Genomic DNA, 24,036 nt, shown 5'->3' with positions numbered 1-24,036 from the left:
GGTTAGATCTCCATCCCGAAGTGCTCGCTGAAACGTACGTCGCCCTCGATCATGTCCCGCATATCAGAAACCTCGTTGCGGAACATCAGGGTGCGCTCAATACCCATGCCGAAGGCGAACCCCGAGTAAACCTCGGGATCAATGCCGGCTGCCCGGAGCACATTGGGGTGCACCATGCCGCAGCCGCCCCACTCGATCCACTGGGGGCCGCCCTTGGCTCCGGGATGCCAGATATCCAGTTCTGCGGAGGGCTCGGTGAAGGGGAAGTAGTTGGGGCGCAGGCGTATGCCGGCGTCGTCACCGAACATGAGCCGGGCGAAGTGTTCGAGCGTTCCGCGCAGGTCAGCCATGCTCAGGCCCTTGTCGATGGCGAGGCCCTCGAACTGGTGGAACACGGGAGTGTGGGTGGCATCCAGCTCGTCGGTGCGGAAGACCTTCCCGGGGCACAGCACGTACATGGGAACCTCACGCTCCAGCATGGCCCGCACCTGCACCGGGGAGGTGTGGGTGCGCATGACGAGGTGCGCCTCGGGCGGTTCCACGAAGAAGGTGTCCTGCATTTCGCGTGCAGGGTGGTCGGGCTTGAAGTTGAGGGCGTCGAAGTTGAACCACTCGGATTCAACCTCGGGACCTTCCGCGATTTCCCAGCCCATGCCGATGAAGATGTCGCTGACCCGCTCCTGCAGGATCGACAGCGGGTGCCGTGCACCGGCACGACGACGGCGCGGAGCTGCCGTGACGTCGACGGCCTCCTCCACGAGGATGCGGGCGTCGCGCTCTGCCTCGAGCTCCGTGGTGCGGGCTGCGAGCGCCTGGTTGATGCGTCCGCGGGCGGGGCCGATAATCTTGCCGGCCGCTGCCTTCTGGTCCTTCGCGAGTGAGCCGATCTGCCGGTTGGCCAGGCTCATGGGGGACTTTTCGCCGGTGTGGGCGAGCCGCACGGCTTTGAGCTCGTCGAGGTCAGCGGCTGCGGCGATCTCGTTCAGCGCGTGGTCAACGGCGGCCGCGATTGCTTCGGCATCCAGCGGATTGGGGGCGACGGCGATGTTGGACGCAGTCGCGTCCACCTCCTGGACGTCCGCAGGCTTCGTGGGTTCAGACATGAGTGTGCTTTACCTTGGTGTCGTGAGCGCAATGGGTGCCGGCAGCTGTGTCGCATGATTCCGGCGGCCCTGCCAGTCTAGAGGACCGCAGGCAGGTGACCCGAATGCCCCGGTCGCAGGACGAGAATGTACCCTCCTGAATTTATAGACTTGCGCCCATGAACGGTCGCGACCGCCTGCGCTCGACGCTCAACTGGCTGAATGGGTCAACGCTGCTCGGTGTCGTCTCGGCGAAGCTCCTCGGCTGTGAACTCCGACCGGCTCCCCGTGGGCTCATCTTCGCCCACCGCTACTCCCCCACGCTGCCGAAAGCATCTGCCTTCACCGTGGGCAACGTGGTGCTGTTCCGGGCGGGTCCGGAGGAGGTCGCCCGGCGCCCACACCTCGTGGAGCACGAGGCACGCCACAGTACCCAGTACGCGTTATGCCTGGGCTTGCCGTTCTTCCCGGCCTATTTCTTCTTCGCCGGTGTCTCGTGTCTCCTCACGGGTGATCCCGCGTCACGAAATCCCTTCGAGCGCGCCGCCGGGTTGCGCGAGGGAGACTACATCGAACGACCCGTGCGGCCTGCCCTCCGCCGTGCGCTGCGACGCCGGCGCTCCAGAAGGATTCAGGGCACCGCGTTCCGACGACGCCGCTAGTGCTCGGCACCCGCCGGGTTCCGGTCGTCAGCCCCGGTTTCGGCGCTGGCGCTGGCGATGAGAACCAGTGCCGCGGCCATGTCCTGAATCGAGAGCCCAGGCGCGCCATGCACTTCGGCCTGCTCCGTGGAGAACGGGACATGGATGAAGCCGCCCCGCGTGCTCGACCCGTCCCGGGCCAGCAGGTCCATCAGCCCGTAGAAGACGTGATTGCAGACGTACGTACCGGCGGTTTGCGATACGGCGGCCGGCAGTCCGGCCTGCGTAAGCGCGCGCAGGGTGCGCTTGAGCGGAAGGCTGCTGAAATAGGCTGCCGGACCGTCGACCCGGATCGGATCGTCCACAGGCTGGTTCCCTGCGTTGTCGGGGATGCGGGCGTCGTCCACGTTGATGGCGACGCGCTCCAGCGAGACCACGGACCGCCCTCCGGCCTGCCCTACGCAGAGCACAAGCTCCGGCTGGTGGGTACGAACCGCGCCCATCAGAACGTCAATACTCGTGCCGAAGACACACGGCAACCTGACGGCTGCGGCCGGCTTGCCCTCGGCCAGAAGAGTGGCAGCAGCCAGCTGCGCTGCCTCCCAGGACGGGTTGACGGTCTCACCACCGAACGGCTCGAAACCAGTAAGCAGGATCATCCACCAAGATTAGCGCCGTGCCCTGAGCTCGGAGGATGCGAACGTATGTTCTAATAAAAGCATGCGATGGGATGCGCAAAAGACGACGACGGCGGTCACCCTGGGTGTGCCGGAGCCGCTGTTACCTCTTGCCGGGCTGGTGCGGTCCGTACGGACTCCGGAGTTCGCCGGCATCACGTTCCACGAGGTGCTTGCCAAATCGGCCCTCAACCGCGTCCCGGCAAACTCCGGGATGCCTTTTTCCTGGACGGTCAACCCCTATCGGGGTTGTTCCCACGCCTGCGTCTACTGCTTCGCCCGGAAGACCCACAGCTACCTCAACCTGGACACCGGACTTGATTTCGATTCACAGGTAGTAGTCAAAACCAACATCGGTGAGGTACTTGGGCGTGAGGTGGCCAAGGCTTCCTGGAACAGGGAACACGTGGCAATGGGCACCAACACGGACCCCTACCAGCGGGCCGAAGGCCGGTACCGGCTGATGCCGGACATCATCCGTGCCCTGGCCGACAGCGGGACGCCCTTCTCCATCCTCACCAAGGGAACCCTGCTCAGCCGCGACATCCCGCTGTTGAAGCAGGCCGGCACGCAGGTCCATCTCGGCATGGGTATCTCCCTAGCCGTGCTTGACCCCGAACTTGCGCACGCCGTGGAACCGGGAACACCAACCCCGCGTGCACGCCTGGACCTCATCACCCGGCTGAGGGACGCCGGATTGCCCTGCGGAGTCATGGCGATGCCCATCCTGCCCTGGCTGACGGACAGCGACGAAGCACTGGACGCACTGTTCGGTGCTCTGGCCGCTGCCGGAGCTACCGGTGTGTCGGCCGGAGCGCTGCACCTGCGCCCGGGAGCACGCGAGTGGTACATGGAATGGCTGGCCAAGACACACCCTGGACTCGTTGGACGGTACCGGCGCCTGTATCGCGGCGGCACCTACGCCTCAGGCGAGTACCGCACGTGGCTTTCAAAGCGCATTGAGACGCACCGCCGTCGTCACGGGTTGTCCGCCGGTGCACGCTTCTTCCGTGAGGAAGCGGGAGGCCAGGCGCCGTCGTCGGGCTCGTTAATAGCGAAGGAGGTGACCGCCGAACCGACGCTTTTCTAACCGGGTCCTCTGCTAACAGGGTCTAGGTCAGGTCAGCAACCGGGATTACGGTGTCCAGCAGTGCATCGACGATCGGGCGGTCGGCAGGTATCCAGGGAAGATCTTTGAGTTCGCCGGTGTCCTGCAGGCTCACCCAGCGAAGTTCGTCATGATCTTGGAGCGCGGCCGGCACGCCGGCGGTGATGACCGCGAGCCAGACGCGCATCGCTGCCGAATCGTTGAGAGGCCAGCCGTCAGCTTCCGGACCTTCGAGTTCAGCACCGACCTGAACTTCCACACCCAATTCCTCACGCACTTCGCGCTTGAGCGCCTCGACGTCATCCTCGTCCGGCTCGACCTTACCGCCGGGAAATTCCCACTGCCCCGCGAACTGTTCAGGAGCGGTCCGGCGCGCTGCAAGCAGCCTCGATGGTGCAGTGAGAGAGTCCACAATGGCGGCGCCGACAATCTGTTTGCGCTGGAGTTCGGTCATCCAGCCAGTTTAGGGCGATCTTTCGCAACTACAGCAAGGGTCAGAAGATCGCGTTGATGCCGTTCCAGCCCGAACCCAGAGGACTGCGCGGAAGCCAGCCGGACCGCCCGTTGCCGGGGTACAGCCAGAGGGCTCCGCTTGCGTCCCGGGCGGCGATGTCGGCGATGCGGTCGCCGTTGAGATCGCCTGCGCCGACGATCGCGGTCATCGAGTTCCAGCCGTGCCCGACGCGGACGCGCGGCAGCCACCCACCAGAGCCGTTCCCCGGATACAGCCACAGGAGGCCTGCGCCGTCCCGCGCGAGGATGTCGCTTGTCCTGTCGCCGTTGAAATCCCCAGGGCCCACGATTGCGGTCATGGAGTTCCAGCTACTGCCCACGCGGACGCGCGGCAGCCACCCACCAGAGCCGTTCCCCGGGTACAGCCACAGTGCGCCAGTTGCCCGCTCCCGTGCCAGCACGTCCATCCGCTGGTCACCGTTGAAGTCACCAGGGGCGACAATGCTGCTGAATCCGTTCCAGCCATGTCCTACGCGGATGCGGGGCAACCAGCCGCCGGTACCGTTTCCTCGGTAGAGCCACAGAACTCCGGTGGCTGCTTCACGGGCAATGACGTCGGAGGGGCCGTCGCCGTTGAAGTCACCGGGCGTCTCCAGGGCGTTGAAGATGCCCCAGCCGTTGCCGATACGCGTCCCCGGGTTCAGTCCGCCGACGCCGTTTCCTGCGTACAGCCTCAGGTCACCGGTTGCACCGACGCGTGCCAGGATGTCATTGCGCCAGTCCCCGTTGAACTCGGCGGTAGAGCCGGTCAGTGTCGAGGCCGGTATGCGCAGCGGGGTGAAGTTGTACGGTTCGCAGGTGCGGTTGTAGTCACGCACGTCGTCGTACCACTGTGAAATGTAGACGCGGCCAGCGGAAAAACTCGGCTGGAAGCAACGGTCAAGCGCTTCCGTCGGATAGTCCAGCCGTCCGGCGGTGGCCCAGACCGGCACACCCGGCAACCGCCAAGGGCCGACAATTTCCTGCCAACCGGCTGTATAGGAGTAGAACCCATAAGAGAACCCGGCGTCACGCAGCCCGCGCATCAGCCCTTCGATGACGTACCTGTTGTCCAGCCGTTGGGCGGCGGTGGCACCCGGCCAGGGCTGCGCAGGACGTGGTTCGACGTCAATCCACACCACTGGCGGCCGGAACCCGACACGGTTCAGACTTTGAACGGCGAACCGCGCTTCGGAGTACCCGACATTGGAGAGCCTGCCTGCGTGGGTTGCGGACGACCACGGCCCCTGTCCGCCGTAGGCGTTGAGCTGAGCGGCCGTAGGGTAGGTGCCCATGGCGTAGCCATGGGCCGGTTTGCGGTTGTTGCGCGCCCAGGCAACCTGGTCGGCCAGACACGGATTTTCGGTGAAGGCCAGTCCGCGGGTCAGCCCGATGATCACGAATTGGGATTCGGGCGGCGGAAGCGGCAGCCCGAATCCGCCCTGTGCCGTGGAGCATTGCGGCCAGGAAATGTCATGCCCGAACAGGGGCGCCGCCTGGGCCGCAGGAAGCGTTGTTCCGAGCATGCCCACAATCAGGCTGACCGTCAACAGGCAGACGGTAGTGACCCTGCGGACGAATGATGGGGGGCCGAGTGACTCACCGTAGTTCCGCCCGCGAGACGAATCTCGAGACAAGTCGGGAATTTTCACTGGCTCTGGGGATGTTCCATCCATGGCTCCGCGCTCCTCGTGCCCGTCCAATTTTAGAGCGGATGCCGGCGCCGCGGAATGTTCACAACGGGAGCGATTTGGCGACGATACGGTCTCAAACCCGTAAAGTGGAAAGCAGTGCTCAACGATGCGCGGCTGGAAAACAAGCGCCGACAAGCGCTTCCCGACATCGAAACGAGTCCTGTGTCTGCAACACCCACCCAGCGCCCAACCCGAAACCTGGTGCTGGCTATCCTTGCCCTGGCTATGGGGGGCTTCGGAATCGGAACCACCGAGTTCGCCATTATGGGCCTCCTGCCCGATATGGTGGCTGACCTCGGCGTCGATATCCCCGCCGGCGGACACGTGATCTCCGCCTATGCCCTGGGCGTAGTTGTCGGCGCCCCCCTGCTCTCAACCCTCGGTGCCAGGCTTCCGCACAAACGGGTTGCGTTGGCCCTGATGGCGCTGTTCACCGTAGGGAACCTTTCCTCCTACATCGCCGACGAGTACGGCTGGCTGCTGCTCTCGCGGTTCATCTCAGGGTTGCCGCACGGGGCTTTCTTCGGGGTCGCCGCCGTCATCGCCGCCTCGCTGTCCGCACCGACGCGGCGTGCCCAGGCGGTGGCCATGGTGATGATGGGCCTCAGCGTGGCGAACGTGGTGGGAGTTCCCTTCGCTACCTGGCTTGGACAGCAGTTCGGATGGCGGACCATGTTTGTCCTCGTGGGGCTTATCGGGATCCTCACACTGATCCTGATCGCGCGCTATGTACCGCACCAGACCGTGCGCGACGGCGCGAGCATCACCCGCGAGCTCGGCGCCCTGAAGCGCGGGCAGGTGTGGATGACTCTACTCATCGGCACGGTTGGATTCGGTGGGTTCTTCGCCGTCTATACCTACATCGCTCCCACTATGACCGAGGTGGCGGGTGTATCGGAAGCTGTGCTGCCGATCGTCGTCGCGCTCTACGGACTGGGCATGGTTGCCGGCAACATCGTGGGTGGCCGGCTCGCCGACATTTCGGTGCTCGGAACCATCTACTGGGTGATGGGCAGCATCTCAGCCTGCCTTCTGCTCTTCGCGTTGGCGGTCCAGTGGGCACCGACGGCGCTGCTTTTCGTGTTCCTCGTCGGAGCGATCGGTTCGTCGCTGATTCCCTCGCTGCAGGTGCGGTTGATGGATGTGTCCCCCGACGCACCATCGCTTGCCTCGTCGATGAACCACGCGGCGCTCAACACGGCCAATGCCCTCGGTGCTTTCCTCGGCGGGACGGTCATCGCCCTTGGGTGGGGCTACACCGCCCCGGCGCTCGTGGGTGCTGTGCTCGCGGCGTTCGGTCTGGGAGTGGCGTTGTTGAGCGGACGGATGGACCGCAGAACGGCCGCCACTGAGCCTGTGCCGGCGCCCGCCTCGGTGTGATTGGCAGGAACGCTGCCTGAAGTGGTGCCTATCGGCGCTGGGCGCGCGCGGAGGCGTACAGGCAGACCGTCGCGGCAGTACCGACATTGAGGCTTTCGGCGCTGCCATAGATCGGCACCGACACCCGGTAGCCCGCGGAGTCCAGTACATCCTCCGTCAGTCCCTTGGCCTCGTTGCCGAAGAGCCAGGCGGTGGGAGCCTCCAGGAGAGGCTCCGGGGTGTCCTGGCCATCGGCGCTCACGGGGGACGAGGTGAGACGTCGCGCGGCACTCGCGTCCTGGAGTTCGTCCAGGTTCCAGTCGCCGTAGCCGTCGGCTGCCAGCACTGTCACCGAGCGGTCTGCAAGCTCTGTAAGCAACGTCTGGGTACCGACGCCGAGTACCACGGGCAAGTGGAAGAGCGAGCCGACTGTGGACCGCACGGTCTTCGGATTGTAGAGGTCCACGCTTCCGCTGGTGAAGATTACTGCGTCGGCCCCCGCGGAATCGGCAGCCCGCAGGATGGTTCCAGCGTTCCCCGGGTCGCGTACCTCGACGAGGACGGCGATCAGTCGCGGACGGCGCTCAAGTACTGCGTTCAATGGGGAATCGATGAACCGGCAGACAGCCACGGCCCCCTGCGGCGTCACAGTCGAGCTCATCGCAGCAAGGACCTCGGCGGTCACCATCCGAGGAGGGACCACCGCCCCGAACTCGGGATAACGCTCGAGAGTGTCAGCTGTCAGGTACACGTCGTCGACGACGCCGGTTTCGCCTGCTGCGCGCCGCGCTTCATGGAGGTGCAGCGCTTCGCGCACCGCCTGGGGGCCTTCGGCAAGAAAGCGTTCCTGCCGCAGGCGCGCCGAACGCCCCGCAAGCTTCGCTACTTCCCGGACCCGATCGGCTCGGGGATTGGTCAGTAGCGGTGCCTGGGGGCGTTCGGGTGTGCTCATTAATTTGTTCAACCGGCCCGCAGAGCCGACTGGATGTGCTGGCTAGGCCTGCACCGGCGCAGACGTGTCGGACGGCAATGAGTCCTTCGCGATCTGAACGAGAGCGGCGAATGCGTTTGCATCAGTTACGGCGAGGTCGGCCAGCATGCGGCGGTCAACTTCAACGCCAGCGGCCTTCAGGCCCTGGATCAGACGGTTGTAGGTGAGGCCGTTTGCACGGGATGCAGCGTTGATGCGCTGAATCCAGAGCCGACGGAAGTCGCCCTTGCGCTTGCGGCGGTCACCGTAGCTGTAGACGAACGAGTGGAGCAGCTGCTCCTTGGCCTTGCGGTAAAGGCGCGAACGCTGACCGCGGTAACCTTTGGCGCGCTCGAGGATAACCCGACGCTTCTTGTGGGCATTAACCGCCCGCTTCACACGTGCCACGTGCGTACTCCTTAGATAGATCGTCCGGACGTGTTTCCCCCGCAGCAGTGCAGCCGCTCTTGGGGGTGTCCGAAAGTGGTAGGGGGTGCTGTGTTAGACGCCGAGCATCTTTTTGATGACCTTGGTGTCGGCCTTGGATACGATCTGGTCGCTGGCCAGACGGCGCGTCAGGGTGGAGGGCTTGTGCTCCAGGTAGTGACGGCGGTTGGCCTGCTGGCGCTTGAGCTTTCCGCTACCCGTCAGCTTGAAGCGCTTCTTGGCGCCGCTGTGTGTCTTCATCTTCGGCATGGAAACCGATCTCCTTTGGTCTCCGCCGGCACTTTGCCGGCGGCTCTTGCGGTATCCGCAGCGAACTGCGGTGCTTACGTGTTTGCCTCGCTGCCTGAACGGCAGCTGACTCCTAGCTGGAGCCGGAGGGCTTCGGTCGGCTCGGTGCACCCTTGGCTGGGGCCGCCTTGCCGGTTGGCTTTGGTGTAGCAGGCCTGGGCTTCGGCATTGCCGCCGGCTTGGGCGTTGCGGCGGGCCTCGGCGTAGCTGCCGGTGCCGCAGCTGCAGGGGCCTGCTTCGGTTCCGGTGCCGGTGCCTGCTCCGGTGCTGATGCTTCCGGCTTGGCCTCAGGGGCCTTGCTCTCCGCCTCAACTTCCTTCGCCTCTTCAGGCTCAGGGGCAGCGGGTGCCGGAGCCTCAGTCGCAGGAGTCTCTGCCTCTGAAGTTTCAGGTACTGAAGCTTCAGGCGCTGCGGTTTCAGGTACTGAAGTCTCGGGCGCTGAAGCTTCCGGCGCTGCGGTTTCAGGTACCGAAGTTTCTGTAACGGTTTCAGGAGCTTCGGGCGCTGCAGCTTCCGGGGCGGACGCCGTTCCGGCGGATCGCAGTTCCTCGGGAAGCAGATCCCCGATGCTCTGAGTCAGCGGCGCCTGGCCGGACGTGTCAACCTTGTCCTTCGGCGAGTCGTTCGCCGCCTTGGACTCGGCGCGCTGGGCAGCGCGGCGCGCTTCAGCCTTCGCTTCAGCCTTGTTCTTGACAGGCCCTATAACCATCACCATGTTGCGACCATCGATGCGCGGCGTCGATTCGACGACGCCGACCTCAGCCACGTCCTCCGCGAACCGCTGCAGGAGACGAATCCCCATCTCGGGACGCTGCTGCTCGCGACCGCGGAACTGAATCATCGCCTTGACCTTGTCGCCCGCTCCGAGGAAACGAATGGCGTGACCGCGCTTGGTCTCGTAGTCGTGGGTATCAATCTTCAGTCGGAAACGAATTTCCTTCAGCACGGTATTCGTCTGGTTCTTGCGCGCCTCGCGCGCCTTAACCGCGGCTTCGTACTTGTACTTACCAAAATCCATGAGCTTGGCAACCGGAGGTTTGGCCTGAGGTGCCACCTCAACAAGATCAAGGTCGGACTCAGCGGCGAGTCGGAGGGCGTCTTCAATGCGGACGATTCCAACCTGCTCGCCCGCAGGGCCTACCAACCGCACCTCTGGGACGCGGATACGATCATTGATTCTTGGCTCGCTAATGTGCTGCTCCTGATGTCCGTTGAAAACCTGGACCGCGTGCAAAAGGAGAAGGCCCCCAATTGCATGCGCAATCGAAGGCCTCGGGCATCAGCGCGTAGGGCAGACTGTAGAAGAATGCCTTGGCACCGACCTGAACCCGGCTGCCTGTAGTCGCCTCGGGGGCGACGGCGGCAATCGCGGGTGGGAGAGGACTCCGCTTGCATACTGGTGGTCTTTTTCATGCCGTTCCCGGCCATGAAAAATAACGACCCTCAGTCGGTCTGTGACAAGCTTACCAGCATGAGTACAGCAGACAGCAATCCCGACGCCACCCGCCATACCTTTCCGGCCTCAGACGAAGGCGAAGTGAGCGGAACGCACGGCTCCGCCGACCATGTCCGGGATATAGCGGAGGTTCCGGCCGTCGAGGTCATCACAACATCGGCGGTCCATCTGATGAGCGCCGCGGCCGTCAAATGCGGACTGGCCGAGGGATCCGATGCGGAGACCTACAAGGACCTCGACGAGGCACGGAAGCTGATTACCGCACTTGCAGGATTCATCACTGCAGCCGCACCGGAAATCGGGAGCCAGCATGCAGGTCCCTTGCGCGATGGACTGAGGTCGCTGCAGCTCGCGTTCCGCGAGGCGTCGATGATTCCCGATGCACCCGGCCAGGGACCCGGCGAGAAGTTCACCGGTCCCGTCAACTGACTGTCGCCGCCGGCGACTATACCTGCATCATCAGGCGGAGCGCCGTCGTCGTACCTGTTGCGCACCCAGGCACAGCAGGCTCATGGCGGCGGCAGCTGCCCCCACCGCAACGAAGCCGCCCCAGGGCCCCACGGAGTCGATCATCAGGCCCGCCAGCGGCGCACCCAGCGCCACGCCGGACGTAAGAGCCGAGCCGTACCAGCCCATGGCCTCTCCCCTGCGCTCCTCGACGACCAGATACGCAATCCGTTCCGATGCGGCTGAGAGCACCGGCGCGCACAGCAGTCCCGGAGCGATCGAAAACAGCGCGAGCATCGGGGTGCTGTCAGCAAACCCCATCGGGATGGTTAGTACGCTCATCAGGAGCAGAAGAACCAGAGGCGAGATCGGCCGGTGCATTGCACCGTAAACAAGCCCGCCGACCACAGAGGCTGAACACCAGGCGAGGAAGACCCACCCCAGCTCGAACGCCCTGTCATTGTTCTCGAGCACCGCGATGATACCGACGTCGGTGCCGGCAAGGACGAGTCCTGCTCCCGCTGCCACGATCATGACCACTGCCACAGGGAGCGTGAGCCATGTGAAGCTCTGTGCGAAACGCGCGCGGGCCCTTGCCGTCCTGGCGGGCCGCGCTCCGGGGACAAGTTCAGCCGATGCCTCGCTGACGCGCGCGGGCGCGGACGCCACCATCACTTCGACGGCCGCGGCATCGTCCTGGGCGGCGGACGGCGTGGCACCGGCAGCACCCGGCTGCGTGCTTCGGGTGGGCGGGTTGAACCACATCAGGAGCAAACCTGCGACTGCGGTGGAAAGCCCGACAACGGTCAGCCCGAATACCGTGGACACTTGCGTTGCGAGCACCGCACCGAGTGCCGGACCGCCCATGAAAATCACTTCGGTGCCGACCGCGTCAAGAGTGAACGCCGTCCGGCGCGAATCACCGGTGACCAGGACACCCAGGGATTGCCGGACCACAGAGAAGACGGGAAGCGTGAAAACGCCGCCGATGAGAGCCGCGAGCAGCAGCCACTCGTAGGACAGGTGGGGTGCCACCGACCAGATGACTGCCTCCGCAATCACTGAGGGAATAAGCGCTACCCGCAGGCCGGCCATATCCACCCGTCGCCCGCGCCACGGCGCACCTACAGCAATGCCGATGGTCATTACAGCCGCAACCGCTCCGGCTTCGGCATAGCCCCGCTCCAGAGTCTGTACCACGTGCAGGGTGAGCAGCACCCCCGCAGCCGAATGCGGAAAGCGGGCGATCATGCCCACGATCAGCAGGCGGCGAACCGGGACAACCCTCAGCAGCTCCCGGTAAACAGCAAAGTTCAACGTTCGTCATCTTTCACGCGGGCTCCCCCGCGTGAAAGATCAACGAGTGAGCCGAATTTCGAGCGAGTCCACCCGCTCGACAAACTCCTGCAGATTCTGGAGGCGGTTTTGGAAAGCCGCCGTCGCTGAGCGGACATCCTCCTGCGAGAGGCCCGACTCCAATACGAGGGTCAGGCGCAGTTCCGGGCCGGCACCGCCGCCGCGGACCACTCTACCGTCAGCGGTACGGCTCGAGACACCGGGGCCGGGCGACAGCTCGACCCTGCGGATGGTGCCATGTTCGACGATGGCTTCGCTTACGAGGCGGGCCAGGTCGGGGTCCGCGTACGACGGCGTCCATTCCCTCTGCTGGGCCAGCGCCCACAGCGCGGGGCGGCGGATGACGAAAGTCACCTCTGCGCCGGGATCCACGACCATGAGTTCGGCATTCTCGGACACGGCCGCAAGGGCTGCGCGTGGCGCAAAGACCGCGACAGGCCGCGCCTCCGGATGCCAGCTTTCGAGGCGGGCTGTCGACGTGAACACCGGCAGGACACTTCGCCCGTCCGGCGCCTTCATGGTGACCAGGGCCATGTCCGCCTCCTTGTCACCCTCATGGTGGCGGTGCCCGGCCACTGCGGCTTCCTCCGCAAGTGCGTCCTGGCCTCCGAGCTGGGCGACCACCGGCACGAAGACCCTGACTCCGGCCAGCACGCTCACGACTGCCGTCTCGTCTGCGGCACCGTTCACCAGGTCGCGGACGGCGGCATCGTATGCAGCCGGCACCGCGCCATCGTCCTTGTCGAAGGCGTGAAGCGGGTTCCCGTCACCGGACAGGTCCCTGCCCTTCCAGGCACGCCCGGCCGAGTCAGCAACGTTGTGGTTGAGCGCCGCCTCGATATGGGCAGGGAGCCTCCGCTCGGTCATGCCTAGCGTTCCGGGTGTCCTGCGATGTCCAGCGCCTGCGGCAGCGTGAAAGCCCCCGCGTAGAGGGCCTTTCCGACGATGGCGCCCTCGAGTCCGTCGACGACGAGCTGCCGGAGCGCGGCAAGGTCATCCAGGCTGGAGATGCCGCCGGACGCGACAACGGGACGCTGGGTCTTCTCCAAAACGTCGCGGAGGAGCTGAAGGTTGGGGCCCCGCAGGGTCCCGTCCTTGGTCACATCGGTTACCACGTACCGTGCGCAGCCGGCATCGTCGAGGCGGGCGAGTACCTCCCAAAGGTCGCCGCCCTCCTCGGTCCAGCCGCGGGCAGCCAGCGTGGTTCCGCGAACGTCGAGACCGACGGCTATGGCGTCACCGTATCGAGCGATGGCGCTGGCAGTCCAGACCGGGTTTTCCAGTGCTGCGGTCCCGAGGTTGACGCGCTCGGCGCCGAGCTCGAGTGCCTGCTCCAGGGAAGCATCGTCACGGATCCCGCCGGAGAGTTCAACCTTGATATTGAGTTCCTTGACGACACGGGCGAGCAGGTCGCGGTTCGATCCGCGACCGAAGGCGGCGTCGAGGTCCACGAGGTGAACCCACTCGGCGCCGTCGTTCTGCCACTGCAGGGCAGCGTCCAGGGGGTCGCCATAGCTGGTCTCGCTACCGGCCGCACCCTGGACCAGACGGACGGCCTGGCCGTCCGCTACGTCGACAGCAGGGAGCAGCTCAAGGATGGGAGATTCGGTGAAGGGGCTCATACACGTCCTTTTGTTCAGGTGTTCGTGCCGGCACAGGTGGACGGCTTACGGGGTCAGGGTCAACAGGTAGGCAGCGAGCAGGGCCATCGCGGCGAGGACGCCGAAGCCAATGGTCAACGCCCTCGGCATCTGCTGGCGGTGGAACGAGACGACGCCGCCGATCAGCAGCCCCGCCAGCCCCATGAGGATCAGGCTCCACATCGGTCAGCGAAGACTGCCGGTCCAGTTGCGCAGCAGTTGGGCTCCGGCATCTCCGGACTTTTCGGGGTGGAACTGTGTGGCGGAAAGCGGGCCGTTTTCCACTGCCGCAATGAAAGGAGCGCCGTGGGTGGACCAAGTGACCAGTGGGGGGCGCATGGCGGGCTGGGTGACGTCGAAGTTCCATTCCTGGACTCCGTAGGAGTGCACGAAGTAGAACCGCTCGTCAGCCAGTCCCTCGAAGAGCACCGAACCGGCCGGCGGCTCGACTGTATTCCAGCCCATATGAGGAACCACATCAGCTTTGAGGCGCTCAACCGTACCCGGCCATTCACCCATGCCCTGGGTGCGCACGCCGTGCTCCACGCCCTCCTCGAACAGCACCTGCAGCCCGACACAGATGCCAAGAACCGGACGCCCTCCTGCAACCCGGCGCCCGATCATTCGCAGGGCGTCGACATCCTTCAGACCCTGCATGACTGCAGCAAAGGCACCGACACCGGGCACAACAAGTCCGTCGGCGTTCAGGACATCGTCGGCAGCCGCACTGAGTGTGACCTCAGCACCCACATGTTCGAGCGCACGCACAGCAGAGCGGATGTTCCCCGACCCGTAATCGAGCACGGTCACTTTCGGAGCACTCACAGCGCACCCTTGGTCGACGGGATGCCGGTGACGCGGGGATCCGGCTCAACTGCCGAGCGAAGGGCCCGTGCAAAAGCCTTGAACTGGGCCTCCACGATGTGGTGCGGATCCCTGCCCCCAAGGACGTTCATGTGAAGGCAGATCTGCGCATGCAGGGTGATGGCTTCGAAAACGTGGCGGGTGAGCGAACCGGTGAAGTGTCCGCCGATGAGGTGGTATTCCTGGCCGGCCGGCTCGCCCGAGTGGACGAGGTAGGGACGCCCGGAGATGTCGACGACAGCGTTCGCCAGAGCTTCGTCCAGCGGCACGGTTGCCTCGCCGAAGCGGCGGATTCCGGCTTTGTCACCGAGAGCTTCGCGCAGCACCTCGCCGAACGTGATTGCCACGTCCTCGACAGTGTGATGTACGTCGATGTGCGTATCACCGGTTGCCCTGACCGTGAGGTCGATCAGCGAGTGCTTCGCCAGAGCGGTCAACATGTGGTCGTAGAACGGCACAGAGGTGCTGATTTCAGAGCGGCCGGTGCCGTCGAGATCGAGTTCGACGAACACCGATGATTCGCTCGTGGTCCGCTCGCGTCGGGCAGCGCGTTGGACGGTAGCTTCCGCGGTCATGGGTTGTCCTTACGGTTGTAACGGCAACAGACGGGCAGTCGGCCCGTACGTGCATCCCCGTCTAGTTTAGGAGACGCTGGGCCGGATCAAAGATTCGAGGGTGTCAAGGAAGATGGTGGTCTCCTCCTGTGTACCGGCAGTAACCCGCAAGTGGTGCGGTATGCCGACGTCACGAATGAGGACTCCGGCATCAAGGAGGCCCTGCCACACTGCGCGCGGATCCTCGATGCCTCCAAACAGCACGAAATTGGAGTCCGACGGGGCAACAGGTAGACCCATGGCGGTAAGGCCGGACACAATGCGGTCCCTCTGCCGCTTGATCTCATCGACGTTGGCGAGCAGCTTCCCGGAGTGCGTCAGCGCCGCCACCGCCGTCGCTTGGGTGATCGCCGAGAGGTGGTACGGGAGGCGTACGAGCCGGAGGGCATCCGCGATTTCCGGCGCCGCGGCCAGGTATCCGAGGCGCGCTCCAGCGAGAGCGAACGCTTTGCTCATGGTGCGCGAGACGACAAGCCGTTCCCTCCCGGGCAGCAGATCGAGTGCACTGGGTGTGCCTGTGTGGGCGAACTCCGCGTACGCCTCATCCACAATAATGATCGCCTGGGCTGCTTCGCCTGCATCGTAGACCTCGGAGACAACGTCCAGGGAGAGGGCGGTGCCGGTCGGATTGTTGGGGCTGCACAGGAACACAATGTTCGCTCCTGTTGAAGCCACCTGCTCAGCGGTCGAGCGAACATCCTGGTCAAAGTTGTCCTGCCTCGTGCCTGCCAGGTACTCAGTCCCCGTAGACCCGGCCAGCAAGGGGTACATGGAGTAGGTGGGAGGGAAACCAAGAGCAGTTCGACCGGGGCCGCCGAAAGCAAGCAGGATGTGCTGGAGAACCTCGTTCGATCCGTTCGCTGCCCAGATATTGTCTGCGGTGAGGCCGTGCCCCAGATAGCTGGCGAGGTGCTCTCGGAGAAGCGTGAACTCGCGGTCGGGGTAGCGGTTGAGCCCTGCTACGGCTTCCTGCACCGCCTCAACGATCGCGCTCCGAACGTCCTCCGGGACCCCATGGGTATTCTCGTTGACGTTCAACAGGATGGGTACGTCTATCTGCGGAGCGCCGTACGGCTGGAGTCCGCGTAGGTTCTCTCGAATCGGCAGACGGCTGAGGCGTTCAAGCTGGTCGGTCACTACCAGAGTTTAAGGCCGTCGGATCCGCATTGAAGAATCCGTCGCGGGAGTGGAGCACTATTACGCAGTTCCGCACAAGCCTTTCACTCGTCATAGTCAAGATCTTCACCGGCTTCCGACAGGGATGTGGAGGGACTGGCCAGCCTGCACGGTGGAGGAGGCCAGAGCGTTCAGTTCGACGATCTCCTCGACTACAGCACGCGGATCCCGGTCAGGTGCATACTCTGCGGCGAGTGCCCATAGGGTCTCACCCGATGTCACATTGACGCGCACGGTGTTGGTGACTTCGCCCGCGCCTCCCGCGGCCTGTGCCTGCGAGGTGAAGAACGAACTGATGATGAGCAGCGCTGCGGCGAGAAGTGCGAGGGGTAGAGCGATCAGAACGATCCACCCGCGGCGCGTGAGATGCAGGCCGGATGGTGCGCCGTTTCCGCGGTTCGAACGCATTTCCAGCCGGAATGCTGGAACTGATCCTGCGATATGGAGCGTCGACATGGCGTCCACCTTTCTCGTTGTTTGGATGTCCCAACAGCTTTTTTCGAAGCTGTGTTCTATTCCTATCTGTTTATTCTTAGCATCTGTGCACTAATATTGTCGAGACTCGCTCGAACAAATGTTTGAAAAGGCGCGCCCCGTCCCATAGCGTTGCTGGCAAGGGTGACGGTCCGGCCGCTTCGAAAACCAGCTCATCACCCACCACTGACAAAACAGGTTGGCGAGCCGGCAGTCCGGGTCCAGCCAGAGGAAAGGGATGCATTCTCGTGGCAGATCTCAGTGCGGCGGAGGACATGACAGAGGTGTCTGATCCAGACGCCAAGCGCGGACGCGGGCGTCCGCGGGGCCGTGCCACACCAAAGGGAATGACACCCCGGCAGAAAAAGATTCTCGAGACCATTCAGCGGAGCGTCGCAGCGCACGGTTACCCGCCGTCCATGCGCGAAATCGGGGACATCGTCGGGCTTGCCAGCCTCTCAAGCGTCACGCACCAGCTCTCCCAGTTGGAGCGCATGGGCTACATCCGTCGCGACCCCAAGCGCCCCCGTGCCATGGAGATCCTGCTTCCCCTCACCCTCGGAGACGATGTACCGCGCATCCTGCCTTCCTCCGCTGAGGAAGAGGAACCAGCGCCGGTTTCGGCCGTTGACGCCGCCATGGTTCCGCTGGTCGGACGCATTGCCGCCGGCGGTCCTATCCTGGCGGACCAGCTGGTTGAAGACGTCATGCCGCTTCCCCGTCAGCTCGTCGGCCACGGAGAGCTTTTCATGCTGCGGGTGTCCGGCGACTCCATGATCGACGCCGCGATCTGTGACGGTGACTGGGTAGTGGTCCGCCGTCAGAGCAACGCGGAAAACGGAGACGTGGTGGCAGCGCTTCTGGATGATGAGGCCACTGTGAAGACGTTCCGGCAGCGGGATGGCCACACGTGGCTCCTACCGCAGAACACCAATTACGAGCCGATCCTCGGCGACCATGCCACCATCATGGGCAGAGTCGTTTCGGTGATGCGCGCCCTCTGACCGGCTCGCGAGCTAGACCGGTTGGGTAGCAGCAAGCCGGGAGAGAATCGCCAGCGCCGTCGCCCTGTCTGTCGTGGGCCAGAAAGGCGGGAGCGCGGCCCTGAGGAAGCCGCCGTAGCCGGCGGTTGCCAGGCGCGAGTCCAGTACGGCCACCATTCCCCTATCGTCCTGGGCGCGGATGAGCCGGCCCGCTCCCTGGGCAAGGCGGACCGCCGCATGGGTGGCGGAGACATGCATGAAGCCGTTCCCGCCAGCCTTCGCCACAGCACGGGTTCGCGCCGTCATGAGCGGATCATCGGGCCTTGGAAAAGGTATGCGGTCGATGGTGACCAGACGGCAGGAGGTTCCCGGCACATCGACGCCCTGCCATAGCGTCATCGTGCCGAAGAGACAGGTGTCGGGTTCCTCCGCGAACTGCTTCACCAGCGCGGACATTGAGGATTCGCCCTGGCAGAGGATTTCGACGTCGACCCTCTCCCGAAGCGCCTCAGCAGCATCTTCTGCTGCGCGCCTCGACGAGAACAGTCCGAGCGTTCCCCCGCGGGACGCCTTGATCAGCGCTTCGAGCTCGTCCAGCTGCTCCTCGGAGGTTCCGCGTCCTGGCTTGGGCAAGTCCTTGGCGACGTACAGAACGCCCTGCCGGGGATAGTCGAAAGGACTTCCGACGTCGACCCCGGTCCATGAAGGGGCGCCCTCGCCGGTGAGTCCCAGGGAGCCCGCGACCGGCCCGAACTCGGAACCGATCGCGAGTGTCGCTGACGTGAGCACGACGGTGTGATCCTCGAACAGGCCCCGCCTGAGACGCCCCGCAACGGAAAGTGGCGCGATGCTGATGGTAGCGGGTGAGGAATCGTCTGCTGCGGAGTATCCGGAGCCGGGGGTGAACGTGCTCGGACGGCTGGCCCACAGCACCTCTCCGGCGCCACCGGCTGCAACCATTCGCTCTGATAATTCGAGCAGCATCAGCAGACGCGAACGGGCCATCTGCCGACCGCCGTCCGCCGATTGCACGGACCCGTCGGAGCTCGACTCGGATAGAGCCAGCCTGCAGGCTTCACGTAGTTGGACGAGCGCGAGTTCCTGCTGCTCGTCGAGCCCCCCGGCCATCAAACCGGTGGGTTGAGCGTCGAACGCGCTCTCGAAGGCGCTTTGCGCGGCATGCAGTATGTCAGCGTTCGTGCCCAGATGGCGCCGCGCCGCGGAGGCTGCCGCTCCGATCAGCGCTCCCGAGAGTTGGCCGGACACCGCTGAGGTTACGCGGTCGTGCAGCTCGTGTGCCTCATCGATGACCACCACGTCGTGCTCTGGGAGCACCGCGAGCCCCTCGAACGCGTTGATTGCCAGCAGGGCATGATTGGTGATCACGATGTCCGCCTGCCCGGCTTTCTCCCGTGCCCGCTCGCTGAAGCATTCATCGGCAACGGGACACTTCTGGGCGCCGAGGCATTCCATCGAGGAGACGGAGACCTGCCGCCAGGCACGGTCACTGACTCCGGGGAGGAGTTCATCGCGATCACCGGTTTCCGTATCCTCGGCCCAGTCCCGCAACCGGACGATCTCCCGGCCAAGCGGGGTGGACGGTCCAGCTGCGGGGTGCGGTGACGCGGTGTCGCCGTCAAGAGAAAACAGCGCTCCTGAATCATCTTCCTCAGGGAACCCCCCGTCAGTCTTGTGCCGGCATACGTAGTTACTCCGCCCCTTGAGTAACGCAACGTTCACGGTCCGCGGGAGTGAGCCGTGCAGGGTGTCGAGGAGTCTCGGCAGATCGCGGTTAACGATCTGCGCCTGCAGTGCCAGGGTGGCGGTCGAAACGATGGAGGTCGTGTCGCTTTTCACCGCATGCGCAATCAAGGGAAGCAGGTATGCCAGCGACTTCCCGGTACCGGTGCCGGCCTGCACCAGCAGATGGGTGCCGGTGTCGATCGCTTCCTCCACCTGGCGCACCATCTCATGCTGTCCGCTGCGCTGCTGACCGCCCATCGCTTCCACGACATGGTCAAGCAGTTGAAGGGGACTTACGTTCCCTTCAGCCATGCCTGACGAATGGCTCCAGTTCCGCGGCCAGTCCTTCCCGGACCATCACGTCGACCTGTGTACCGTCTTCGACGTGCTCAAGGCGGAGGATCTCCGCATCCGGCTGGTGCAGACGGCTGACGACATCGCCCCGCTGGTAGGGCACGAGCAGGGTTAGTTTGACGCTGGGCCGCGGGATGGCCTGACTGATCAGTTCGAGGAGCTCTGCGATCCCCTGGCCGGTGCGGGCTGAAACGATCGCGTGGCGGGGTTCCCTCTGGCGGAGCCGTTCGAGCACGAAGGGATCAGCCGCATCCGCCTTGTTCAGGACCACAATTTCCGGCACCTTGCGCGCGTCGACCTCTGTGAGCACTTCGCGTACCGCGGCGATCTGCCCCTCGGGATCAGGGTGCGAGGCATCCACGACATGCAGGATCAGGTCAGCGTCCGCGACTTCCTCAAGCGTTGATCGGAACGCCTCGACCAGCTGTGTGGGAAGGGAACGCACAAACCCGACGGTGTCCGCGAGTGTGAACTCAAGCCCGTCAGGAGTCTGCGCACGCCGAATCGTGGGATCCAGCGTGGCAAAGAGCGCGTTCTCAACCAGGACGCCTGCGTCGGTCAGCCGGTTGAGCAGAGACGATTTTCCGGCGTTGGTGTACCCGGCAATAGCAACTGATGGAACTTCGTGACGACGCCGGTTTGCCCGCTTGGTCTCACGGGCAGGCTTCATTCCGGCGATCTCACGGCGGAGCTTGGCCATACGGGTGCGGATCTTCCGCCTGTCGAGCTCGATCTTGGTTTCACCGGGCCCACGGGAACCCATGCCTGCACCCGCACCGCCGACCTGGCCACCGGCTTGGCGGGACATCGAGTCACCCCAACCGCGAAGGCGAGGGAGCAGGTACTCGAGCTGCGCGAGCTCGACCTGTGCCTTGCCCTCGCGCGACTTGGCGTGCTGGGCGAAGATGTCAAGGATAAGCGCCGTCCGGTCGATGACCTTGACCTTGACGATGTCTTCGAGTCCGCGGCGCTGCGACGGAGCGAGCTCACTGTCGACGACCACGGTGTCTGCACCGGTTGCCATCACGATGTTCTTCAGTTCCTCGGCCTTGCCCGCTCCAAGGAAGGTTCCAGGATCCGGTTTCAGGCGGCGCTGGATGATCCCGTCCAGCACTTCCGATCCGGCCGTTTCCGCGAGTGCAGCGAGTTCGCGGAGAGAGTTCTCCGCCTCTTCGACTGTGCCTTCGCCCCAAATGCCCGCCAGCACCACGCGTTCAAGGCGCAGCTGCCGGTACTCGACTTCGGTGACATCCTCGAGTTCCGTTGACAGGCCAGCCACACGCCGGAGAGCACGACGCTCCGCGAGGTCCTGCTGTTCGCCGTCGTACTCGGTATGCTCCTCGTCGAGTTCCGAAAGAGCCTGGGCTCGGCCGCTGGGGCCGTTATTGAAACGGCGGGGAACGCCGTTGGACGACGATGCGGGGTCTTTGGCAAGTATCCGGTCAATAACAGCCTGGATCTCATCCGGGCCCATTTCCGGCTCGGGCGTTGCCGACGCTCCGTGATGTGTGGTCATACTCTCCCTTGGTAACTGTCTTTCCATGGTAGTCCGTTGCCCCAACTGCGTGGGCAAGGTTCTCTCAGCGCGAAGACCGGCGCAGAACCGATCGACCGAAGCGGCGTCGTGGGTTGTATGTTGCCGACTCTATGTTCGCGGGCCGCGAGGAGCGCACTAGGCTTGAATACTATGGATTCGCAGCACTACTTCAGCGCCGCCCCTTCGGGACCGGATCGCCGCCGGCCGCTCCGCGTGACCCTTGCGGGCAGTGAGCGGGAGCTGGTGACGTCAGGCGGTATCTTCAACCCGGACGGCGTGGACAAGGGCACTGCGATCCTGCTGTCCGAGGTCCCGCCCCCAACAGGCTCAAACCTGCTCGACCTTGGCTGCGGATGGGGGCCGATCGCCCTGACCATGGCGCTTCAGGCGCCGCAGGCGAACGTCGTCGCAATCGATGTAAATGAGCGTTCGCTGGAACTGACCAAGGAGAACGCACGCCTGCTGGATCTGGCCAACGTCACCGCCGTCCTGCCCGACGACGTCAGTCCGGACATCTCCTTCGACACCATCTGGTCCAACCCGCCGATCCGGATCGGGAAAGACGCTCTCCACGAGCTCCTCCTGCGGTGGCTTCCGCGGTTGGCACCGGGCGGGATCGCTTGGCTGGTGGTGCAGAAAAATCTTGGTGCGGACTCACTGCAGCGGTGGCTTGCTGCCGAACTTCCCGCCGATTACGACGTCCACCGGGCAGCTACGTCGAAGTCCTTCCGCATCCTGCGGGTGGCCCGCAGAACCTAGGCGAAAGTACCGCTGGCTACAAGCACGGCCGGTCCGCTGAGGTGGACGTGCTCGGCTCCCCCTGGACTGATCGAGAAACGGACGCCGACAGTCCCGCCGGGGACTGTGACGCTCCAGACGTCAGGGGCGTCTTCTCCTGCCCAATAGCGCGTGGCGACTGCGGCCGCACAGGCGCCGGTACCGCACGAGAGCGTTTCTCCCACTCCGCGTTCGTGGACGCGCATGCTTAGCTGCCCCACGCCGTCGTGCATGAGGGGGTCGTGCGGGACGACGAACTCCACGTTTGTTCCGTTCGGCGGAACCGGATCGACGGAAGGTGCATCGAACAGACGGGTGGCACGCAGTTCGGCAATCTCAGCAAGGGCAACGACCGTATGCGGGTTGCCCATGCTGATCGACAGGCCCGGCCTGGCGACCTGCAGTCCGTCGGCCTCCACCAGGGAATCGGTTGCGCGCGCGGCGGCAGCATTCGGATAGATGAATTCCCAGGGACCCATGTCAACCGAGTACCCGTCGGCGGACCGCTCGACCAGCTTGATTCCGCCGCGAGTGCCAATGACGACGGCAGCGCCCTCTGCCAGCTCGATCAGGCCGTGGCTGATCAGGAAATGGACAAACACACGGACCCCGTTACCGCACATCTCCGATAGTGAGCCGTCCCCGTTGCGGTAGTCCATGAACCATTGCGCGTTCGGATCCTGTTCCAGCAACGCCCTTCCCTCCGGCAGGAACGACGACGGCACCGCACGGATCAATCCGTCAGCTCCGATACCGCGGTGACGGTCACAGGCGATCGCGACGTCCGTTGCCGTCAGGTCCACGGAGCCGTCAAGGTCCGCAACGAGAATGAAATCGTTGCCGGTGCCGTGCCCCTTGGTAAAGGAGAGACCGGACAGTCCTGTACGGGCGGGCGATGCTGCTTGGGCGCGTGTACTCACCGTTCTAGGATAGGGGTCCGTGGCTGCGGACAATGCTCTCGGCTTTCGCGACAAGCTCCGGATCGCGCCAGTGGAGCCAGTGGACCCGCTGGTCGGCCCGGAACCAGGTCAGCTGCCGCCGGGCGAAACGCCGCGTAGCCGCAATGGTGTCTTCCGCTGCCTCCGCCGGTGACCATTCGCCGTCGAGCACGCGCAGGAACTGGCTGTACCCCAGGGCGCGTGCCGCCGTACGACCTTCTCGGAGACCCTGCTTATCGAGCGTGCGTACCTCGTCCAGCAGCCCACGCTCAACCATGGCATGCACGCGCTCGGCAAGCCGATCCTTGAGGATGTCCCGGTCGACCTGCAGGCCGATCTGCACGGCGGGCTGGTGATATATACGCTGCGGCATGTAGGAGCTGAAGGGTCTGCCGGTGATTTCGTGCACTTCAAGCGCGCGGATCACGCGGCGGTCGTCTTCCAGGCGCTCTGCTGAAACGGGATCGACGGCGGTGAGTCGCTCCCGCAGGGCAGCTGACCCGTACACTTCGTACTCGGATTCGAGGCGGGCGCGGACCAGGGCGTCAGTCGGCGGAAATTCAAGCTCGTCGAGGGCTGCGCGGATATACAGGCCCGAGCCGCCCACGAGGATCGGCACGTTGCCCCGGGAACGGACTTCCGCCATCACCTCGCGGCTGTGCTCCTGGTAGCGGGCAACGCTTGCTTCGTCCTGGACGTCGAGGATGTCGAGGAGGTGGTGCCGGACGTCTAAGCGATCCTCGACTGACAGCTTTGCGGTTCCGATGTCCATGCCGCGGTAGAACTGCATGGAGTCAGCGTTGATGACCTCGCCGCCGAGTGCCTGCGCCAGCGCGATGCCCAACTCTGATTTCCCCGACCCGGTGGGTCCGACGACGGCGATGAGCGGCAGCGTTCCCGCCGCTTCCGTCCCGCTCAT

At 64.5% G+C, this 24,036-nt stretch carries 26 protein-coding genes; 6 read left to right on the top strand and 20 right to left on the bottom strand.

All coding sequences use genetic code 11. From position 1 onward, the window contains the following. Window positions 1-2: 2 nt before the first annotated feature. On the bottom strand, window positions 3-1,103 hold the full coding sequence (gene pheS, locus AC4D1W_RS03855; protein WP_490890906.1) for a phenylalanine--tRNA ligase subunit alpha: 1,101 nt from the start codon (window positions 1,101-1,103) through the stop codon (window positions 3-5). Between the two features lie 158 nt (window positions 1,104-1,261). Between pheS and AC4D1W_RS03850 the strand changes: the two genes are divergently transcribed. Then, the gene (locus AC4D1W_RS03850) at window positions 1,262-1,744 is read left to right on the top strand and encodes a hypothetical protein (RefSeq protein ID WP_490897860.1); all 483 of its coding nucleotides are present in this window, start codon (window positions 1,262-1,264) and stop codon (window positions 1,742-1,744) included. Here AC4D1W_RS03850 and pcp read toward each other — a convergent pair. After that, window positions 1,741-2,382, bottom strand: coding sequence for a pyroglutamyl-peptidase I (gene pcp / locus AC4D1W_RS03845; protein WP_490897859.1), 642 nt, complete (start codon window positions 2,380-2,382; stop codon window positions 1,741-1,743). The genes AC4D1W_RS03850 and pcp overlap by 4 nt on opposite strands. Window positions 2,383-2,443: 61 nt before the next feature. Here pcp and AC4D1W_RS03840 point away from each other — a divergent pair, with 61 nt between their 5' ends. Further along, window positions 2,444-3,490, top strand: coding sequence for an Rv2578c family radical SAM protein (locus AC4D1W_RS03840; RefSeq protein ID WP_490897858.1), 1,047 nt, complete (start codon window positions 2,444-2,446; stop codon window positions 3,488-3,490). Between the two features lie 22 nt (window positions 3,491-3,512). On the opposite strand, the gene AC4D1W_RS03835 is transcribed toward AC4D1W_RS03840, so the two are convergent. Both AC4D1W_RS03835 and AC4D1W_RS03830 read right to left on the bottom strand, forming a co-directional pair. Next, on the bottom strand, window positions 3,513-3,962 hold the full coding sequence (locus AC4D1W_RS03835; RefSeq protein WP_490890901.1) for a (deoxy)nucleoside triphosphate pyrophosphohydrolase: 450 nt from the start codon (window positions 3,960-3,962) through the stop codon (window positions 3,513-3,515). Between the two features lie 40 nt (window positions 3,963-4,002). Beyond that, a complete protein-coding gene (locus tag AC4D1W_RS03830) occupies window positions 4,003-5,550 on the bottom strand; it encodes an FG-GAP-like repeat-containing protein (protein ID WP_490897856.1) in 1,548 nt (515 codons plus the stop codon). A 291-nt stretch (window positions 5,551-5,841) separates the two neighbouring features. Between AC4D1W_RS03830 and AC4D1W_RS03825 the strand changes: the two genes are divergently transcribed. Then, window positions 5,842-7,074 carry an MFS transporter gene (locus AC4D1W_RS03825; protein ID WP_490890951.1) on the top strand — a complete coding sequence of 411 codons (1,233 nt, stop codon included), beginning with the start codon at window positions 5,842-5,844 and terminating at the stop codon, window positions 7,072-7,074. Window positions 7,075-7,102: 28 nt separating this feature from the next. Here the strand turns inward: AC4D1W_RS03825 and AC4D1W_RS03820 are convergent, their stop codons facing one another. The 4 genes from AC4D1W_RS03820 to infC form a co-directional block, all read right to left on the bottom strand. Next, window positions 7,103-8,005, bottom strand: coding sequence for a TrmH family RNA methyltransferase (locus tag AC4D1W_RS03820; protein ID WP_490897855.1), 903 nt, complete (start codon window positions 8,003-8,005; stop codon window positions 7,103-7,105). Between the two features lie 42 nt (window positions 8,006-8,047). After that, on the bottom strand, window positions 8,048-8,431 hold the full coding sequence (gene rplT / locus AC4D1W_RS03815; protein ID WP_490890897.1) for a 50S ribosomal protein L20: 384 nt from the start codon (window positions 8,429-8,431) through the stop codon (window positions 8,048-8,050). A 93-nt stretch (window positions 8,432-8,524) separates the two neighbouring features. Further along, on the bottom strand, window positions 8,525-8,719 hold the full coding sequence (gene rpmI / locus AC4D1W_RS03810; protein ID WP_026545492.1) for a 50S ribosomal protein L35: 195 nt from the start codon (window positions 8,717-8,719) through the stop codon (window positions 8,525-8,527). 112 nt (window positions 8,720-8,831) lie between these two features. Further along, window positions 8,832-9,908 carry a translation initiation factor IF-3 gene (infC, locus tag AC4D1W_RS03805; protein ID WP_490897854.1) on the bottom strand — a complete coding sequence of 359 codons (1,077 nt, stop codon included), beginning with the start codon at window positions 9,906-9,908 and terminating at the stop codon, window positions 8,832-8,834. A 321-nt stretch (window positions 9,909-10,229) separates the two neighbouring features. Between infC and AC4D1W_RS03800 the strand changes: the two genes are divergently transcribed. Then, window positions 10,230-10,643: a DUF1844 domain-containing protein gene (locus AC4D1W_RS03800; RefSeq protein ID WP_490890892.1), complete on the top strand. Its 414-nt coding sequence runs from the start codon at window positions 10,230-10,232 to the stop codon at window positions 10,641-10,643. A gap of 30 nt (window positions 10,644-10,673) precedes the next feature. On the opposite strand, the gene AC4D1W_RS03795 is transcribed toward AC4D1W_RS03800, so the two are convergent. The 8 genes from AC4D1W_RS03795 to AC4D1W_RS03760 form a co-directional block, all read right to left on the bottom strand. Continuing rightward, window positions 10,674-11,978, bottom strand: a complete 1,305-nt coding sequence (locus AC4D1W_RS03795) for an MFS transporter (protein ID WP_490897853.1) — start codon at window positions 11,976-11,978, stop codon at window positions 10,674-10,676. A gap of 39 nt (window positions 11,979-12,017) precedes the next feature. Beyond that, window positions 12,018-12,884, bottom strand: a complete 867-nt coding sequence (locus AC4D1W_RS03790) for an SseB family protein (RefSeq protein ID WP_490890890.1) — start codon at window positions 12,882-12,884, stop codon at window positions 12,018-12,020. Between the two features lie 2 nt (window positions 12,885-12,886). Beyond that, window positions 12,887-13,639 carry a bifunctional 1-(5-phosphoribosyl)-5-((5-phosphoribosylamino)methylideneamino)imidazole-4-carboxamide isomerase/phosphoribosylanthranilate isomerase PriA gene (gene priA / locus AC4D1W_RS03785; RefSeq protein WP_490890889.1) on the bottom strand — a complete coding sequence of 251 codons (753 nt, stop codon included), beginning with the start codon at window positions 13,637-13,639 and terminating at the stop codon, window positions 12,887-12,889. Window positions 13,640-13,684: 45 nt separating this feature from the next. Then, complete coding sequence (locus AC4D1W_RS03780) at window positions 13,685-13,822, bottom strand: hypothetical protein (protein ID WP_490897894.1); 138 nt, start codon at window positions 13,820-13,822, stop codon at window positions 13,685-13,687. A 21-nt stretch (window positions 13,823-13,843) separates the two neighbouring features. Next, window positions 13,844-14,482, bottom strand: a complete 639-nt coding sequence (gene hisH, locus AC4D1W_RS03775) for an imidazole glycerol phosphate synthase subunit HisH (protein WP_490890887.1) — start codon at window positions 14,480-14,482, stop codon at window positions 13,844-13,846. After that, a complete protein-coding gene (gene hisB, locus AC4D1W_RS03770) occupies window positions 14,479-15,096 on the bottom strand; it encodes an imidazoleglycerol-phosphate dehydratase HisB (RefSeq protein WP_490890886.1) in 618 nt (205 codons plus the stop codon). Before hisB ends, hisH begins: the two co-directional genes overlap by 4 nt. 66 nt (window positions 15,097-15,162) lie before the next feature. Beyond that, entirely contained in the window at window positions 15,163-16,272 is a 1,110-nt protein-coding gene (locus AC4D1W_RS03765) for a histidinol-phosphate transaminase (RefSeq protein ID WP_490890885.1), read from the bottom strand. Window positions 16,273-16,377: 105 nt separating this feature from the next. After that, window positions 16,378-16,767, bottom strand: coding sequence for a LysM peptidoglycan-binding domain-containing protein (locus AC4D1W_RS03760; protein WP_490890884.1), 390 nt, complete (start codon window positions 16,765-16,767; stop codon window positions 16,378-16,380). A gap of 293 nt (window positions 16,768-17,060) precedes the next feature. Here AC4D1W_RS03760 and lexA point away from each other — a divergent pair, with 293 nt between their 5' ends. Continuing rightward, window positions 17,061-17,789 carry a transcriptional repressor LexA gene (gene lexA / locus AC4D1W_RS03755; protein WP_490890950.1) on the top strand — a complete coding sequence of 243 codons (729 nt, stop codon included), beginning with the start codon at window positions 17,061-17,063 and terminating at the stop codon, window positions 17,787-17,789. A 12-nt stretch (window positions 17,790-17,801) separates the two neighbouring features. On the opposite strand, the gene AC4D1W_RS03750 is transcribed toward lexA, so the two are convergent. Both AC4D1W_RS03750 and hflX read right to left on the bottom strand, forming a co-directional pair. Further along, window positions 17,802-19,823, bottom strand: a complete 2,022-nt coding sequence (locus AC4D1W_RS03750) for an ATP-dependent DNA helicase (RefSeq protein WP_490897852.1) — start codon at window positions 19,821-19,823, stop codon at window positions 17,802-17,804. Then, entirely contained in the window at window positions 19,816-21,381 is a 1,566-nt protein-coding gene (gene hflX, locus AC4D1W_RS03745; RefSeq protein WP_490890882.1) for a GTPase HflX, read from the bottom strand. Before hflX ends, AC4D1W_RS03750 begins: the two co-directional genes overlap by 8 nt. Window positions 21,382-21,552: 171 nt before the next feature. Between hflX and AC4D1W_RS03740 the strand changes: the two genes are divergently transcribed. Beyond that, window positions 21,553-22,161, top strand: coding sequence for a class I SAM-dependent methyltransferase (locus AC4D1W_RS03740; protein WP_490890881.1), 609 nt, complete (start codon window positions 21,553-21,555; stop codon window positions 22,159-22,161). Here AC4D1W_RS03740 and dapF read toward each other — a convergent pair. Together dapF and miaA are read right to left on the bottom strand one after the other, a co-directional pair. Continuing rightward, the gene (dapF, locus tag AC4D1W_RS03735) at window positions 22,158-23,099 is read right to left on the bottom strand and encodes a diaminopimelate epimerase (protein WP_490897851.1); all 942 of its coding nucleotides are present in this window, start codon (window positions 23,097-23,099) and stop codon (window positions 22,158-22,160) included. The genes AC4D1W_RS03740 and dapF overlap by 4 nt on opposite strands. A 4-nt stretch (window positions 23,100-23,103) precedes the next feature. Next, window positions 23,104-24,036, bottom strand: a complete 933-nt coding sequence (miaA, locus tag AC4D1W_RS03730) for a tRNA (adenosine(37)-N6)-dimethylallyltransferase MiaA (RefSeq protein ID WP_490890879.1) — start codon at window positions 24,034-24,036, stop codon at window positions 23,104-23,106.

This window comes from Arthrobacter sp. TJ-170 (assembly GCF_058269305.1).
The sequence above is the reverse complement of the archived record's forward strand: the minus strand, read 5'-3'. Positions and strand labels throughout refer to the sequence as shown.

Excerpts from the sequence above, each read along its gene's own strand:
- pheS (WP_490890906.1), bottom strand. The coding sequence starts at position 1,103 with ATGTCTGAACCCACGAAGCCTGCGGACGTCCAGGAGGTGGACGCGACT.
- AC4D1W_RS03850 (WP_490897860.1), top strand. The coding sequence starts at position 1,262 with ATGAACGGTCGCGACCGCCTGCGCTCGACGCTCAACTGGCTGAATGGG.
- pcp (WP_490897859.1), bottom strand. The coding sequence starts at position 2,382 with ATGATCCTGCTTACTGGTTTCGAGCCGTTCGGTGGTGAGACCGTCAAC.
- AC4D1W_RS03840 (WP_490897858.1), top strand. The coding sequence starts at position 2,444 with ATGCGATGGGATGCGCAAAAGACGACGACGGCGGTCACCCTGGGTGTG.
- AC4D1W_RS03835 (WP_490890901.1), bottom strand. The coding sequence starts at position 3,962 with ATGACCGAACTCCAGCGCAAACAGATTGTCGGCGCCGCCATTGTGGAC.
- AC4D1W_RS03820 (WP_490897855.1), bottom strand. The coding sequence starts at position 8,005 with ATGAGCACACCCGAACGCCCCCAGGCACCGCTACTGACCAATCCCCGA.
- rpmI (WP_026545492.1), bottom strand. The coding sequence starts at position 8,719 with ATGCCGAAGATGAAGACACACAGCGGCGCCAAGAAGCGCTTCAAGCTG.
- AC4D1W_RS03800 (WP_490890892.1), top strand. The coding sequence starts at position 10,230 with ATGAGTACAGCAGACAGCAATCCCGACGCCACCCGCCATACCTTTCCG.
- AC4D1W_RS03790 (WP_490890890.1), bottom strand. The coding sequence starts at position 12,884 with ATGACCGAGCGGAGGCTCCCTGCCCATATCGAGGCGGCGCTCAACCAC.
- priA (WP_490890889.1), bottom strand. The coding sequence starts at position 13,639 with ATGAGCCCCTTCACCGAATCTCCCATCCTTGAGCTGCTCCCTGCTGTC.
- AC4D1W_RS03780 (WP_490897894.1), bottom strand. The coding sequence starts at position 13,822 with ATGGGGCTGGCGGGGCTGCTGATCGGCGGCGTCGTCTCGTTCCACCGC.
- hisB (WP_490890886.1), bottom strand. The coding sequence starts at position 15,096 with ATGACCGCGGAAGCTACCGTCCAACGCGCTGCCCGACGCGAGCGGACC.
- AC4D1W_RS03760 (WP_490890884.1), bottom strand. The coding sequence starts at position 16,767 with ATGTCGACGCTCCATATCGCAGGATCAGTTCCAGCATTCCGGCTGGAA.
- lexA (WP_490890950.1), top strand. The coding sequence starts at position 17,061 with ATGACAGAGGTGTCTGATCCAGACGCCAAGCGCGGACGCGGGCGTCCG.
- AC4D1W_RS03750 (WP_490897852.1), bottom strand. The coding sequence starts at position 19,823 with ATGGCTGAAGGGAACGTAAGTCCCCTTCAACTGCTTGACCATGTCGTG.
- hflX (WP_490890882.1), bottom strand. The coding sequence starts at position 21,381 with ATGACCACACATCACGGAGCGTCGGCAACGCCCGAGCCGGAAATGGGC.
- AC4D1W_RS03740 (WP_490890881.1), top strand. The coding sequence starts at position 21,553 with ATGGATTCGCAGCACTACTTCAGCGCCGCCCCTTCGGGACCGGATCGC.
- miaA (WP_490890879.1), bottom strand. The coding sequence starts at position 24,036 with ATGAGCGGGACGGAAGCGGCGGGAACGCTGCCGCTCATCGCCGTCGTC.